At 65.3% G+C, this 14,101-nt stretch carries 13 protein-coding genes, 3 tRNA genes and 1 pseudogene; 3 read left to right on the top strand and 14 right to left on the bottom strand.

Features of this window, described 5'->3' with window-relative positions; translation table 11 throughout:
• The 5 genes from AC1D1S_RS13120 to rpsB all read right to left on the bottom strand — a co-directional run.
• Nucleotides 1-551 (bottom strand): phosphatidate cytidylyltransferase (locus AC1D1S_RS13120; protein ID WP_476994662.1); only part of this gene is annotated, 551 nt, incomplete at its 3' end.
• Nucleotides 551-1,108, bottom strand: coding sequence for a ribosome recycling factor (frr, locus tag AC1D1S_RS13115; protein ID WP_018774548.1), 558 nt, complete (start codon nt 1,106-1,108; stop codon nt 551-553). The genes AC1D1S_RS13120 and frr, both read right to left, overlap by 1 nt.
• Nucleotides 1,109-1,241: 133 nt before the next feature.
• Entirely contained in the window at nt 1,242-1,979 is a 738-nt protein-coding gene (gene pyrH, locus AC1D1S_RS13110; protein ID WP_018774549.1) for a UMP kinase, read from the bottom strand.
• A 174-nt stretch (nt 1,980-2,153) separates the two neighbouring features.
• Nucleotides 2,154-2,990 carry a translation elongation factor Ts gene (tsf, locus tag AC1D1S_RS13105; RefSeq protein ID WP_028275233.1) on the bottom strand — a complete coding sequence of 279 codons (837 nt, stop codon included), beginning with the start codon at nt 2,988-2,990 and terminating at the stop codon, nt 2,154-2,156.
• Nucleotides 2,991-3,123: 133 nt separating this feature from the next.
• Nucleotides 3,124-4,032 carry a 30S ribosomal protein S2 gene (gene rpsB, locus AC1D1S_RS13100; protein WP_476994661.1) on the bottom strand — a complete coding sequence of 303 codons (909 nt, stop codon included), beginning with the start codon at nt 4,030-4,032 and terminating at the stop codon, nt 3,124-3,126.
• Nucleotides 4,033-4,509: 477 nt separating this feature from the next.
• Between rpsB and AC1D1S_RS13095 the strand changes: the two genes are divergently transcribed.
• The gene (locus AC1D1S_RS13095; RefSeq protein WP_476994660.1) at nt 4,510-5,232 is read left to right on the top strand and encodes a M23 family metallopeptidase; all 723 of its coding nucleotides are present in this window, start codon (nt 4,510-4,512) and stop codon (nt 5,230-5,232) included.
• A gap of 134 nt (nt 5,233-5,366) precedes the next feature.
• On the opposite strand, the gene AC1D1S_RS13090 is transcribed toward AC1D1S_RS13095, so the two are convergent.
• The 6 genes from AC1D1S_RS13090 to AC1D1S_RS13065 all read right to left on the bottom strand — a co-directional run bounded on the left by AC1D1S_RS13090 (nt 5,367) and on the right by AC1D1S_RS13065 (nt 10,817).
• Nucleotides 5,367-6,557, bottom strand: a complete 1,191-nt coding sequence (locus AC1D1S_RS13090) for an acyl-CoA dehydrogenase family protein (protein ID WP_243179631.1) — start codon at nt 6,555-6,557, stop codon at nt 5,367-5,369.
• Nucleotides 6,558-6,787: 230 nt separating this feature from the next.
• Nucleotides 6,788-6,861 (bottom strand) — tRNA-Ile (locus tag AC1D1S_RS13085).
• A gap of 194 nt (nt 6,862-7,055) precedes the next feature.
• Entirely contained in the window at nt 7,056-8,252 is a 1,197-nt protein-coding gene (locus AC1D1S_RS13080) for a glycosyltransferase (RefSeq protein ID WP_476994659.1), read from the bottom strand.
• A gap of 105 nt (nt 8,253-8,357) precedes the next feature.
• Entirely contained in the window at nt 8,358-9,260 is a 903-nt protein-coding gene (locus AC1D1S_RS13075) for a DMT family transporter (RefSeq protein ID WP_028278278.1), read from the bottom strand.
• Nucleotides 9,260-9,883, bottom strand: coding sequence for a CDP-alcohol phosphatidyltransferase family protein (locus AC1D1S_RS13070; RefSeq protein WP_476994658.1), 624 nt, complete (start codon nt 9,881-9,883; stop codon nt 9,260-9,262). Before AC1D1S_RS13070 ends, AC1D1S_RS13075 begins: the two co-directional genes overlap by 1 nt.
• 55 nt (nt 9,884-9,938) lie before the next feature.
• Entirely contained in the window at nt 9,939-10,817 is an 879-nt protein-coding gene (locus AC1D1S_RS13065) for a phage holin family protein (protein WP_476943011.1), read from the bottom strand.
• A 184-nt stretch (nt 10,818-11,001) separates the two neighbouring features.
• On the opposite strand from AC1D1S_RS13065, the gene AC1D1S_RS13060 reads away from it, so the two are divergent.
• Both AC1D1S_RS13060 and AC1D1S_RS13055 read left to right on the top strand, forming a co-directional pair.
• Nucleotides 11,002-12,225 (top strand): multidrug effflux MFS transporter, encoded by a 1,224-nt coding sequence (locus AC1D1S_RS13060; protein WP_243179634.1) that lies wholly within the window; start codon nt 11,002-11,004, stop codon nt 12,223-12,225.
• A 368-nt stretch (nt 12,226-12,593) separates the two neighbouring features.
• Entirely contained in the window at nt 12,594-13,001 is a 408-nt protein-coding gene (locus AC1D1S_RS13055; protein WP_028278282.1) for a hypothetical protein, read from the top strand.
• 137 nt (nt 13,002-13,138) lie between these two features.
• Here AC1D1S_RS13055 and AC1D1S_RS13050 read toward each other — a convergent pair.
• From AC1D1S_RS13050 to AC1D1S_RS13040, 3 genes and pseudogenes are all read right to left on the bottom strand, one after another.
• Nucleotides 13,139-13,211: transfer RNA gene (locus AC1D1S_RS13050), tRNA-Asn, on the bottom strand.
• Between the two features lie 135 nt (nt 13,212-13,346).
• Nucleotides 13,347-13,419 (bottom strand) — tRNA-Asn (locus AC1D1S_RS13045).
• A gap of 53 nt (nt 13,420-13,472) precedes the next feature.
• Nucleotides 13,473-14,101, bottom strand: a pseudogene (locus AC1D1S_RS13040) (DNA primase); the annotation flags it as partial.

Genomic DNA, 14,101 nt, shown 5'->3' with positions numbered 1-14,101 from the left:
ACCAGGAGCAGCAGGGTCGCGATTTCCCACGCACCCGCCGGAATCACCCCGTCAGGCCACAGGCCTACCGGCGTCTCGCCGTCGGCGGTGTGCAGCAGCAGCGCCGCAAAGCTGATCAGGAACGGCACCCAGGACAGGGTGAAGACCCCTGCGAAAATGCTCCGCGCCGAACCGGCGGCGCCCTCCAGGGTCCGCCACAACAGCACCGCCACGCTGCTGACAAGCATGGCGAAGAGCAGGCTTTCGAGGCCGCCGAAGTAGGCGGCGATTGGCATGGCGACCGTGCCGACCATCACCGGCACGATCGGCAGGCGGGTGCCTGCGGCCTCCAGCGCACGGAAGATCTCCCAGACGCCGAAGATCGCAAAGGTGGCGGTCACCAGGACGAAGCCCAGCGGGAGGAACAGCAGGCCGCCCAGGACGCATACCAGCATGCCAACGCCCACCACGGTGGCGGCGGGCAGGTTCCGGCCCGCTTTGGGCGTTGGGTTCTCGCGCTGCTTCCCCCGCCTCCGGGCGCGCGGCCCGGAGGCCTCCTGTGCCTGATTCATCAGACCTCGAGCAGCTCAGCTTCCTTGCGCTTGAGCAGCTCGTCGATCCCGTCCACGTGTGCCTTGGTCATGGCGTCGAGTTCCTTCTCACCGCGCGCGCCTTCGTCTTCGCCGGCGTCGCCGTCCTTGACGAGCTTGTCCAGCGTTTCCTTGGCTTTGCGGCGGATGTTGCGGATGGACACCTTCGCGTCCTCACCCTTGGACTTGACGATCTTGACGTATTCCTTGCGCCGTTCGGACGTCAGCTCGGGAATGGTGATCCGGATGACGTTGCCGTCGTTGGACGGGTTGGCGCCGACCTCCGAGTCGCTGAGGGCACGTTCGATGTCGCGCAGGGCCGTCTTGTCGTACGGGGTGACGAGGATGGTGCGGGCATCCGGGACCGCGAAGGAGGCCAGCTGCTGCAGCGGCGTCGGCGTGCCGTAGTACTCGACGATGACCTTGTTGTACAGGCCAGGAGTCGCGCGGCCGGTCCGGATCGAGGCGAAGTCTTCCTTGGCTACCTCAACTGCCTTGTCCATCTTGTCCCCGGCTTCGAGCAAGGTTTCTTCGATCACGGTCTCTCCTCAGAAATTGGTGCGTCCCGGGGGCCGGGGCGCGGCACGTCTTCTTTGTGCGCCTGCCGTATTCCGCCGGCGCTTTTGTCTTCCGCCTGGCGGCGGAAAGGTCCTGAAAACATCCTAGCCGTTGCTAGGGGGTGACGACGGTGCCCAGGTCTTCGCCCCGGATGGCGCGGGTGACGTTACCCTCGCCTTCCATGCCGAAGACCACCATTGTGAGGTTGTTGTCCTTGCACATGGTCATCGCGGTCTGGTCCATCACGCGGATGTCGCGGCGGAGGGCGTCGTCGTAGCTGAGGCGGTGCAGTTTCTCCGCCGTCGGGTCCTTCTTCGGGTCGGCGGTGTAGACGCCGTCGACGCCGCTCTTGGCCATCAGGACGACGTCGGCGTGGACCTCCATGGCACGCTGGGCGGCCACGGTGTCAGTGGAGAAGTACGGCAGGCCGGCGCCGGCGCCGAAGATGACAACCCGGCCCTTTTCCATGTGGCGGATGGCGCGGCGGGGGATGTAGGCCTCGGCAACCTGGCCCATGGTGATGGCGCTCTGCACGCGCGTTTCCACCCCGGCTTGCTCAAGGAAGTCCTGGAGCGCGAGGCAGTTCATGACGGTTCCGAGCATGCCCATATAGTCGGCGCGGGAGCGGTCCATGCCGCTCTGGGACAGTTCGGCGCCGCGGAAGAAGTTGCCTCCGCCGACGACGATTGCCACCTCCACATCGGGAACTGCGGCGGCGATCTGCTTGGCCACGCCGCGGACGGTATCCGGGTCGACGCCCAGTTTCCCACCGCCGAAGACCTCGCCGGAGAGCTTCAAGAGGACGCGGCGCCTGTTCTTCTTTGGCTGGGCTGAAGTGGTGACGGTTTCCATGGTGCCTTCCCGTTGGTGAACTCTGAGTTAGGTTATCGTGCTGGGCGCCCAAGGAGGCATTCCGGCCGTGACCGGAAACGGTGCCTCACGGGTGCATGCAAAAGGGGTGGCCACCGTGGTGACCACCCCCTTAGCGTGTCTGGCTAGTGCCTGACTGGTGTCTGGCCAGTCTGACTAGGAACCGACGCGGAAGCGCGTGAAGGCAGTTGCCTTGACGCCGGCTTCTTCGAGGACCTGTGCGACAGACTTCTTGGCATCCTTGGCGAATGCCTGGTCAACGAGGACCTCGCCCTTGTAGAAGCCGGTAACGCGGCCTTCGACAATCTTGGTCATCGCAGCTTCGGGCTTGCCCTCGGCCTTGGCCGTTTCCTCGGCGATGCGGCGCTCGGACTCGACGAGATCGGCCGGAACGTCCTCACGGGTGAGGTAGTTCGGAGCCATGGCGGCGACGTGAACGGCGACGTCGTGGGCTGCGGTGGCAGCCGCTTCGCCTTCGCCGTCAACAGCGAACAGCACGCCGACCTGGGCCGGGAGGTCCTTGGAGGTCTTGTGCAGGTAAGCGTCGACCGTGGCGCCCTCGATGCGGGAGATGCGGCGGACAACAACCTTCTCGCCCAGAACGGCGCCCTCTTCGATGACGACCTCGGACAGCGGCTTGCCGTCGACCTCGGTGGCGAGCAGGGTCTCAAGGTCGGCAGCGCCGGACTCAACGGCCACAGCCAGGACCTTGTCGGCCAGCTGGATGAACTTGTCAGCCTTCGCGACGAAGTCGGTCTCGCAGTTGACTTCGATCATCACGCCGACGCCGTTGGCGACCTTGGCGGCAACCAGGCCTTCGGCGGTGGAGCGGCCTTCGCGCTTGGTAGCGCCTTTCAGGCCCTTGATGCGGATGATTTCGATGGCCTTCTCGGCGTCACCGTTGGCTTCGTCAAGAGCCTTCTTGACATCCATCATGCCGGCGCCAGTGCGCTCGCGCAGAGCCTTGATATCAGCGGCAGTGTAGTTCGCCATGTGAACCCCTCTGTCTAGAAATTTATGTGGTGTACGGACCGACAGGACGGCTGCTCACCGAGTGAGCGGCCATCCTGTCGGTACCCCCTATGCAGCTGAGCGCATGTGGGGAGATCCAGATTTACTTGTCTGACTACTTGGCTTCGTCGGCGGCCGGTGCTTCTTCAGCAGCCGGTGCTTCTTCAGCAGCTTCGGCGGCCGGAGCAGCTTCGGCGGCCGGTGCTTCTTCAGCAGCCGGTGCAGCCTCAGCGGCCGGCGCTGCAGCAGCTTCAGCCTTGTTGCCTTCGAGGAGCTCGCGCTCCCACTCGGCCAGCGGCTCTTCCGGAGCTTCCGTGGTGCCGGTGGCGCGCTGGTTACGGGCGATGAGGCCCTCAGCAACGGCGTCGGCGACAACGCGGGTCAGCAGGTTGACGGAGCGGATGGCGTCGTCGTTACCCGGGATCGGGAAGTCGACTTCGTCGGGATCGCAGTTGGTGTCCAGGATGGCCACAACCGGGATGTTCAGCTTCTTGGCCTCGTCGACAGCAAGGTGTTCCTTCTTGGTGTCAACGATCCACAGCGCGGACGGCGCCTTGGTCAGGTTGCGGATACCACCGAGGTTGGTTTCCAGCTTGGTGAGTTCGCGGCGAAGGAGCAGCAGTTCCTTCTTGGTGTAAGCCGAACCGGCGACGTCGTCGAAGTCGATCTCTTCGAGTTCCTTCATGCGCTGGATGCGCTTGGAGACCGTCTGGAAGTTGGTCAGCATACCGCCGAGCCRACGCTGGTTGACGTACGGCTGGCCAACGCGGGTGGCCTGCTCGGCGATGGATTCCTGCGCCTGCTTCTTGGTGCCGACGAAGAGAACGGTGCCGCCGTGTGCAACGGTGGCCTTCACGAACTCGTAGGCACGGTCGATGTAGGACAGCGACTGCTGCAGGTCAATGATGTAGATACCGTTGCGCTCCGTGAAGATGAAGCGCTTCATCTTCGGGTTCCAACGGCGGGTCTGGTGTCCAAAGTGGACGCCGCTGTCAAGCAGCTGGCGCATAGTTACGACGGGCATGCCGACGCTCCTTCCGGCAGGTCATTCATGAGAGAGCCCATGGCCCTCTTACCCTGCCAATAGTTGACGGTTGTTTAGCATTCGCCCGGGGCGGGCGTTGCTCCTGGCATCCACCGCGCTTCCCATCCGCGCCATATGGACATGCCATGTGGAACGGACCGCAGGAGGCGCAGTCCTCCGCATCGGAAGTTTCAGGCTTCTTTTGAGGAGGGCTGGATACGCGTAGTCAGCTGCTGCTCCCCCGCACCCCTGAATGAGGCGTGCCGGCTTCGGCAATCACGAAGTATCGCGACTTACAAGCGTGAGGGCACAGCAAACTGCTCCACCAAGTGTACTACAGCGGCCCCGCCCAGACGGACGGTTTTGCCGCGGCAACGGCACGGGGTTCCGGGGCTTTGGCGGGGGCCGGCGGGCACCTTATCCACATATCCATGGCGGGAGATTCCGCCCGGGGTGCCGCCTTGGCAGGCTAGGGCCATGAAGCTCCCACTTGGCCTGCGGGCATTGCTCTTGGCAGCACAGCCCCTGGCGGCATTGTTCCTGGCGGCATTGTTCCTGGCAACGTTCCTGGCGCCGCCCCCCATCACCGCCGACGCCGATATCGCTGCCGCTGCCCATGCCTCCACCTCCGACGCCACAGACGCCGTCCGCTCCGGCCCCACAGACGACGCCGCCGCCCGCTCCGGCCCCACAGACGCCGGCTACTCCGCCATTGCCGCCCGGGCTGCGAATTCCTCCGGTCGGGCCTCCCCGAGGGCGGGGCCGGTCCCTCCGTCTGCCTGGAGCTGGCCGCTGAGCCCGCGGCCGGCGGTGCTCCGCGCCTTCGATCCCCCGGCCAAGCCGTGGCTCAGCGGTCACCGCGGCGTCGACCTTGAGGCGCCCTTCGATGGCGCCCCGCTCAAGTCGCCCGCCGCCGGGACGGTGAGCTTTGTCGGGACGGTGGTGGACCGGCCGGTCATCACGATCGATCACGGCAACGGGCTGCGCAGCAGTTTCGAGCCGGTGGCGAGTTCACTGAGGGCGGGGTCCGCCGTGGCGGAGGGCGATGTCCTGGGGCAGGTACAGACCGGCCACTGCGGCCCGGCCCCGCCCTGCCTCCACTGGGGCGTCYGCCGCGGCGAAGACTACGTCAATCCGCTGGCATTCGTGATGGACCTTCGGCCTTCCGTTCTGCTCCCGCCCCTGAATCCGGGTCCGTGATGCAGCATTTGGCGCCGTCTTTGATGCGCTGCTCGTCCGTTGACGCCCGCGGGCAGCCGCGGCGGGCGTTTGGCTTTGAAGCGCGGATCGTCCGTTGACGCCCGCGGGCAGCCGCGGCGGGCGTTTGGCGCCCGTCAGACGATCGCTGATATGCCCGTGATCGCCCGGCCGGTGACGAGGGTGTTGATTTCATGCGTGCCCTCGTAGGAGTAGATGGCTTCGGCGTCCGCAAAGACTTTGGCCATCTCGAAGTCCGTCACGATCCCATTCCCGCCGAGGATGCTCCGGCCCAGGGCCACGCTTTCGCGCATCCGCGCGGTGGTGAACGCCTTGGCCAGGGCGGACTGCTCGTCCTTCGCCTCCCCCGCGTCCTCCAGCTGGGAAAGCCTCACCATCATGCCCATGGAGCTCACCGCATTGCCGAGGATCTGTACGAGCTGGTGCTGGATCAGCTGGAAAGAGGCAATCGGACGGCCGAACTGGCTGCGTTCCACGGCGTAGCGCCGGGCTACGTCGAAGGCCGCGAGCTGCTGGCCCACCGCTTGCCAGGCCACGGCCAGGCGGGTGACTTTCAGGACCTTGTTCGTGTCGCGGAAGCTGTTGGCGTTGGCGAGCTTGAAGAACTCCGGCACCACAACGTTGTCGAGCGTGATGTCAGCGTTCTGGACCGTGCGCAGCGAGATCTTGTTCTCAATTTTCACGGCACTGTATCCCTCGGCCTTGGTGTCCACGAGGAACCCTTTGACCTGGTTGTCGTCAACATCGCGGGCGTAGATGACCACCCAGTCGGAGAAAGTCGCGTTGCCGATCCAGCGCTTGGCTCCATTGAGGATCCAGTTATCGCCGTCGCGCCGTGCCGTGGTGCGCGTACCGCCGGCGACGTCGGAGCCGCCCAGGGGCTCGGTGAGGCCGAACGCGCCGATCTTCTTGAGCGAGTAGATCTCGGGAAGCCACGCATCCTGCTGCTCCTGGGAGGCAAGGGCTTCGATGGAGCCGGTGAAGAGCCCGTCGTGGACGCCCATGAACGTCGCGATTGACGTGTCGGCGCGGGTGGCTTCCGCGTGCAGGATGCCTGCGAAGAGATTCGAGTAGCCCTGCCTCCGGACGGGGCTGACCAGGTCGATTTCGGCGAGCTTCGGGATCAAGTCCATGGGGAACTCCCCGCGATTCCAGAAATCGACGGCGATCGGCCGGACTTCGCGGGTAAGGAATTCACGGACTTCGGCCAGCCTGTCCTGCTCCTTGGCGCTGAGCAACTGCTCGAACGCAAAGAAATCGCCATCGGCGTAGGGCAGGTTGTGGATGTCGATGGCAGCTTTGGACATGATGTTCCTTCACTCGATCAGCGGGGACCAAAGGGCGCGGGCTTCGCGCCGGCGATATGTTACTCATCAGTAACTTATCGCAGTGTCGGGACGCCTGCAAGTGCCGGCCCAATGAAAACCCGACAAACCCGACAAACCCGACAAAAAGGGAGCCGCGGCCGACGTCGGACGTCAGCCACGGCTCCCGTGGTTGCGGACCCCGGATGAGGAGGCTGCCGCAGAAATGAATGTAGGGCTACTCGGACTTGAACCGAGGACCTTAGGATTATGAGTCCCGCGCTCTAACCAGCTGAGCTATAGCCCCCTGCGCCCGGAGCCAGACCTGGCCCACGCGGGCCGGATTGGTTCCGGGCAAAAATACTCTAGCAATAGTAGACGCATCACACGTGCATGCCGTCACCGGCAGGCGGCCTGCTGCAACTGACTTGGATGCTGTTGGACTGGGCGCCCTGGAGCTTGAAGCGTTCGGAGTGGACGCCGTTCTGCCAGACGGCGCCCCTAGAGGACCAGGTCGTCGTAGCTCGCGCCCCGGTAGATGTCCTCAAACGTCTGCAGCGTGCGCGCGATACCGTGGCTTTCCACCATTTCGCGGCTGGTCTTGCCCATCGCATCAAGCTCGTGGTCGGGCAGCGAGAACACGCGCGTCAGCTTGGCGGCGAGGTCGTCGCTGTCGTTGGGGATAAAGAGATAGCCATTTTCCCCGTCCCGGACCAGGTGCGGCAGCGCCATGGCGTTGGCCAGCAGGACTGGCGTGGACGCCGACATCGCCTCCAGGGTCACGAGGGACTGAAGTTCTGCGGTGCCGGGCATGCAGAACACATCGGCCGTGATGTAGGCCTTGCGAAGCTCGGCGTCACTGGCCAGGCCGAGGAACCTGACCCTGTCCTTCAGTCCGAGCCGGGCGACCTGCGCCTCCAGGGCAGGGCGGACTTCTCCGCCGCCGACGATTTCGACGTGGATGTCCAGTTCCTTAGGCGTCTTGGCGACGGCATCGATCAGGACGTCCACGTGCTTCTCCTCCGCCAGCCGGCCGGCGAAGAGGACTGTGGGGCTGGCGTGGCGTTCCGCCGTTTCGTCGGGATGCAGCTCGTAGGCTGCGGCGTCGATGCCGTTGGAAAGGGGCAGGACCTGGCGGAGGAAGGCGTGCTGGTGCATGGCTTTGGCGGCAAGCGGCGTGGGTGTGGTCACGACGTCGGCCTGGCCCATGACCTTGCCCATGTCCCGCCAGGAGATCCGGCCCACAATGTCTTTGAACCACTGCGGGAACGGCAGGAAAGGGTTCAGGTTTTCGGGCATGAAGTGGTTCGTCGCCACCACCCGGATGCCGCGCTTCACGGCCTCGTACAGGACGTGCTCGCCGATCATGTAGTGGCTCTGGATGTGCACCACGTCCGGCTGGATGCGGTCGAACAACAGCCCGATTTCCTTCTTGATCTCCCAGGGGAAGGTGACCCGGAAGTACTCGTGCGTGGGCACCGAGTGGGAGCGCAGGCGGTGGACGGTGGCCTCGTCGCTGAACTCGCTGTAGCTCGGGCCCTTGCCCGGGCGGCACGCCAGGACGTGGACATCGTGACCCCGGGCTGTCATCCCCTTGGCCAGGCGGTAACCGAACTGGGCGGCGCCGTTGACGTGGGGCGGGTACGTGTCAGCGGCAATCAGGATGGTCAGCGGGGGCTGGTTGTCGGACGTGGTCACGTGAAGAGCTCCTGGTGGTCGCTGTGCGGACAGCTGGATCAATGGCGGCCGGCTGGCAGTCGGCACAGGCGCGCCGGGCCTGCAGCCGAAGTCTGGACTGACGCCCTAGGACCTGCCCGCTGCCTTCCGCGCGTCCTTCTTGCGCTTGGTGACTTCCGGGTGGTGCCTGGAGAGGGCTATGACTCCCACGATAGCAAGCAATGCGGCCGTCCCCATGGCAATAGCCGTCACGGCTTGGACATCCGGACGCAGTTCTCCCAGAATCACGATGCCAATCGCGATGCCCACAATGGGGTCGATCACCGTCAATCCGGCGATCACGAGGTCCGGCGGTCCGCTGGAGTAGGCGTTTTGGACAAACCACGATCCCAGAACGCCTGCAGCAATGATTGCAACGACGCTGTACCACGGCACATTCAGCAGGAACTGTCCATTTGGATCGAGCAGATGCCTGCCGATGATGCGGGTCAGCACAGCCACGAAGCCGAACAGGACGCCGGCGCCGAGGATGTAGACGAAGGCGCTCATGCGGTGCCTGAACAGGACCGCGAGCGTGCCAAAGGCCGCGACCGCAATGGCCAGGAGCAGCACGATTGTCAGCTCGTCCTCGCTGCTGACGTTGTGATTCTCCTGCGTGGCGGTGACGGCCAGCAGCACGAACAGCGCTGAGCCGGTCACGCAGAGCGAGATGGCCACGACAGTTGCACGGTTCATGCTCAGGCCCTGGTCCTTGGTGTTGACCACGGTGGTGATGACCAGTGCGATCGCGCCGATCGGCTGCACCACCGTCAAGGGCGCCATGACGAGGGCGATCGCGTTCATTCCCATCCCGGCGCACAGCAGAAGAAACCCGAATACCCAGCGCGGGTTACGCACGAGCCGCAGCAGGCCGTGGGTGCTCAGCGCCAGGCCGCCGGTATCGGCCTTGACCGCACTGCCCTGGCGCTGTGCCCCAAACGCCAGGCAGAAGGCGCCGAGGACTGCAAGCAAAACCGCAACCCAGACCATCAGCGGGAGCCGCCGTCGAGCGCCCGAAGCTGCCTGCCCTTGCCGATGATCGCCCAGACGTAGTTGTAGGCCGCGATCCAGTGCCCCACGAGCCCCAATCCCAGGAAGATCCACGCGACCGTGGCATAGACGTCCGCGGCGGGCACCGGAAGCTTGGAGAGCACCAGCAGCGGCGTGCCCACCAGCAGCAGGCCCGTCCGGATCTTTCCGATGCGGCTCACCGGCAGATCCGGGTGGCCGTGGAAATAGAACACTGACAGAGCCAGCAGGACCGCGTCCGGGACCAGCAGCGCGGCGAGATACCACCACTCGACGACGCCTGCGATCACGAGGGTCACGGCGACGGCGATCAGGGAAAGCCTGTCCGCAATCGGGTCCATGACCCGTCCGAGGTTGGACATCTGATTGAAGCGGCGGGCAATGTAGCCGTCCACCCAGTCGGTACTGGCCATGACCGCGAGCACGAGGGCACCGTAGCCGTACTTGTGCTCCGAGAGCACAAGCCAGATGAATAACGGAACGCCAAGGAAGCGCACCACGGTCAGGACATTGGGAACCGTGAAGACCGCGTCGCGGTGGACGAGGGGCTGCCCGGGGCGGGCGCCGGCGCCGATGAACTTCATCGATTCCCCCTTTCCGTGGACGGCAACGGTTTGGCGTTTAGGTTCAGGGATCTGTCTAGCCCTTTATCAGCCTGCGCACCAGGACCGCGAGAGCGGCTCCAGAGGCGGCGAGCACAGCCAGGGGCTTCCAGCGCCGCTTGATCGTGTCGGCCAGGCCCTGCCCGTCAGCGGATGTGGCCGAGCCCGCCGAGGACCGGGCTGAGGCGCGGAAGCCTGCGATCTTGTCGCTGAGCTGCTCCTTGCCGTCCTGGAGCCGGACCTGGGCGGCCGCCAGCAGGATTTGGGTCTGGGTCTTGACATCGAGTTCACGGCCGAGGTCGTCGCGGACGCCGGTAAGGTGCGTGCGCCGCAGGTCCAGCCGGCGTCGGAGTTCAGCCTCTGTGGGCGGCGGTCCGAAGTCGGGCTTGGCGGCAGCCTTTGCTTCCTTTTCCGCCGTCGCTTTGGCTGCGGCGGCTTCCTTGGCGGCCTTCGCTGCTTTGTACTGCTCGGTGCTCGGATCCAGGATCCTGGCGTCGAAGGCGGAGCCTTCCCTGGCGATGCCGAGATCGTATTTAAGCCCCCGGATCGTATCCTCGGGGACCAGCGGCATGAGCTTCTTGAACTTGTTCTGCCCGATGAGCGCCCCGATCGCGGCGATAATCAGGCAGACGGCAGAGACCAACAAGGCGGCGAGCCACGCGGGCATGATGGTGGCCAGTCCCATGATCGCTGCAATGAAGAGTCCGATCACCAGGAGTCCAACAAAGACAAGGGCGACGGCGAAGAAGGCACCGGCGACGCCGAGCTGGGTCCCCTTGCGTTTGATTTCGGCCTTGGCCAGGGCAATCTCGTCACTGAGTTGCCGGGGCGCCAGCTTGAAGATCATCTTCAGGGTTTGCGGCAGCGCGGAAATCCGCAACCCGCTGCCTGTGCCGCCGCTGTGACGTCCGCTCATCGGTCCCGCCTAACTGGTGCCATCCGTCGATCCGCTCGCGCGGGCTTGCCGGGTCTGGACAGCTTCGCACAGACCCCGGTGTCAAAACTATCATTTAGGCTCTTGGGAGGCCTTTTCGGGCAAGGTGTGGCGCGCCCGCCCAGCCACCGGCCGGCCACCCCGGCGGGCCCTAGGATGGACCTCTGTGAGCACACCCCACAATCCCGGTGATTCCCTGAGCCGCCGTCGTAAATTCCTCTACATCCTGACGCTCGGCGCTTTGACCGCCCTAGGGCCGTTCACGGTCGACCTCTACTTGCCCGCATTCCCGGCCCTGGAAGACAGCCTTGGCGTCTCCGCGGCCGCGGTGCAGCTGACGCTCACGGGGACGACCATAGGTTTCGCGCTGGGACAGCTGGTGGTGGGCCCGCTGAGCGACAAGTTCGGCCGGCGCCTGCCCCTGATTGTGGCGACGGCGGTCCACATCGCGGCATCCCTGGGCGCCGCGCAGTCCACGGACATCGCCACGCTGGGTTTCTTCCGTGTCCTCATGGGTGTCGGGGCTGCCGGAGGCGGTGTAGTGGCCATGGCCATGGTCCGTGACTTGTTCAGCGGCTACGCGATGGTGCGGATGTTCGCAAGGATGGCCCTGGTCAATGGGCTGGCCCCGATCCTCGCCCCGGTCATCGGCTCCCAGTTGCTGTTGCTGATGCCCTGGCCCGGCATCTTCTTGTTCCTGGCCGCCTACGGGACCTGCGTCATCATCGCGGCCCTCTTCGTGATCCGGGAGACCCTGCCGCCGGAACTGCGCGGCAAAACCGGGATGACCATGGGCCAGCGTTATAAGGTGCTGTTCTCCGACCGGATCTTCGTAGGCCTTCTGCTCGTGGGCGGGATGAACTTCGCGGGCCTCTTCACCTACCTCTCCGCCTCGCCGTTCCTGTTCCAGAACGTCTACGGGTTCACGCCCCAGCAGTACGGCCTGCTCTTTGGCATCAACTCGCTGGGCATCGTGGCAGGCGTGCAGACCAGCGCGCGGCTCATCAAGCGCGTCCCGCCGCAGTGGATCCTGGCTTGTTCCACGGCCTGGATGTTCGTCATGGCCGTCCTGATTGTCGTCTTCGACCAGCTGGGGTTCGGTCTGTGGGGCGTCCTGGTGCCGCTGTGGTTCTACATCCTGGGCGCCGGTTTCACCTTCCCCACCGTGCAGGTCCTGGCCCTGGCCAAACACGGGGCCCAGGCCGGAACCGCGGCTTCACTGCTCGGCGCGGCGACCTTCTTGATGGCTGGCCTGGTCTCGCCGGTGGTCGGCTGGCTCGGCGTCAGCTCCGCAACCCCGATGGGCGCCGTCCAGGCCGTCTGCATCCTTCTGGCGGCCGCTGCACTGTGGCTGGTTGTTCGGCCCAGCACGGTGCCACCGATTCAGTAGCCGGGCCCTCCCCCGGGGACATACCCATTTATCGCGTCCTCCCCGCGGGACATGCCCATTCTTCACGGCCTCCCCACGGGACATGCCCATTCTTCACGGCCTCCCCACGGGACATGCCCATTCTTGGCGCCCGGGGCTGGACATATTGGCACTATGTCCATCCGCCAGGACCACCACTGGACATGTCCCCAGGGGCATCCCGCCAGCACTGAGCATGTCCCCCGCGCAGCCCCAGTACAGCGAACACCGTGGCCGCGCCCTGTGCCCATGGCCCCGCCCGTCCGCCCACGCAGCCCTGTCCGTTGCCTGCAGCCCCGCGCCCCCGTTGTGCCCTGTTCGACATCCGCGGCGGGCGATAAAGTTATTTCATGCCCGACAGGCAGGATCACCAGCCCCTTCCGGCCACTTGGCAGCGGTCCGACGCCGGAATCCTGCCACTGTGGTGGGATCGCTTGTGCGCTCAGACCAGTCCTCAGTCGGCAGCCCTGTTCGCCGCAGGCCTGTTCACCGAAGACCGCCGCCGCCCAATTGCCCAGTGGTACAACCCCGCATATGACTCCGCCCTCCTCGTGGCACCGGAATCTTCCCCGGAGTGGCCGGTGCAACGGTTCGGCATCTTCTATGCGCCCCCGGGCGGCGGTTTCACCCAGGTGCACTCGGCGCCGCATGAATGGCACCCGCGGGAGCCTCGGAAGTCCCCCACGGAGCTGGAGGCCTTCCAGGCAGCGGTCGCCGAGGCCCAGCGCTTCCTCCAGGTGGAAATGTACTTCGTCTGAACCTCCACCTGAACCGCCCGCCACTGCGTTGCCCGGCAGAAAGCCCTGGCCATAGACGGAGCAACAAAGACGAAGAAATAAAAGAGGAAACAAAAAAGGTCCCGCAGCTGGTTTTCACCGGCCGCGGGACCTGTCCGCTCCTCCTGCTGGACTTGAACCAGCAACCCTTCGATTAACAGTCGAATGCTCTGCCAATTGAGCTAAGGAGGAATGAAGCAGGTACGACATTAGCAAAGGTTTTGCCGGTAGGGAAATCGGCCACGGGGCCAGCGCCTGCCAGTCGCGAGATACCCCCTCCGGGTATAAAAAAGTCCCCGTTCCGGAACCCGGAACGGGGACTGCGCGCTCCTMCTGCTGGACTTGAACCAGCAACCCTTCGATTAACAGTCGAATGCTCTGCCAATTGAGCTAAGGAGGAATGAAGCGGGTATAAGCCTAGCAAACACCAGCCCGGGAAACGAARTCGGCGGCTCAGGCGTCCGAGCGCAGGGACCGCCGCTGCATCTCAAGTTGCATGAGTTCGCGATTCAGCCGCTGGAATTCTTCCGGGTCGGCCGAGGCGTCCAGACGCTGCAGCTGGCCCATCTTCTCGGCCTTGATCCGGGTGATCTGGAGCTCGAACAAGCGGGCGAGGATGTCCTTGCAGTAGCGCAGGACGCCTTCGGGGGTGTTGGCCGGCAGGGGCACCACGGAGAGCTCGGACACGAGCGGGCGCAGGGGCTCGGGGACCTCCTGCAGCAACTGCTCGACCCAGCGCACCGGATCCCCCGAAAGCTCGAGTCCGGTGGCCCGGATGGCCTCGTGGATGGCGAGGTAGGCGGGTGTGGAGAACCGCGCCTCCGAGAAGCGCTGCCACGTCTCGCCCTCGAGCATGCCGGGTTCCTGCAGCGCGACCTCGAGCGCCTGGCGCTCCATCGCGGCCACGGGGTCCCGGGGATCAGGGCGGTTGAAGGACGGGAGTACGGCCGACGGCGGCAAGGGGGCAACGCCGGGCGCGGTCCCGGCAAAGCCGCGGCCGGACCCCGCATAGCCCTGCCCGCCGCCCTGCCCGTGGCTCTGGGCCTGGCCGCCGCCCGGCGGAGCCGATGCAGCCTGTGCGG

The organism is Arthrobacter sp. P1_A5 (assembly GCF_056406825.1).
This window is presented reverse-complemented; position numbering and strand designations above follow the sequence as displayed.

Bases quoted from the DNA above. Each gene is read 5' to 3' on its own strand.
- pyrH (WP_018774549.1), bottom strand. From the start codon at position 1,979: ATGGAAACCGTCACCACTTCAGCCCAGCCAAAGAAGAACAGGCGCCGC.
- tsf (WP_028275233.1), bottom strand. From the start codon at position 2,990: ATGGCGAACTACACTGCCGCTGATATCAAGGCTCTGCGCGAGCGCACT.
- AC1D1S_RS13090 (WP_243179631.1), bottom strand. From the start codon at position 6,557: ATGTCCAAAGCTGCCATCGACATCCACAACCTGCCCTACGCCGATGGC.
- AC1D1S_RS13075 (WP_028278278.1), bottom strand. From the start codon at position 9,260: ATGGTCTGGGTTGCGGTTTTGCTTGCAGTCCTCGGCGCCTTCTGCCTG.
- AC1D1S_RS13070 (WP_476994658.1), bottom strand. From the start codon at position 9,883: ATGAAGTTCATCGGCGCCGGCGCCCGCCCCGGGCAGCCCCTCGTCCAC.
- AC1D1S_RS13065 (WP_476943011.1), bottom strand. From the start codon at position 10,817: ATGAGCGGACGTCACAGCGGCGGCACAGGCAGCGGGTTGCGGATTTCC.
- AC1D1S_RS13055 (WP_028278282.1), top strand. From the start codon at position 12,594: ATGCCCGACAGGCAGGATCACCAGCCCCTTCCGGCCACTTGGCAGCGG.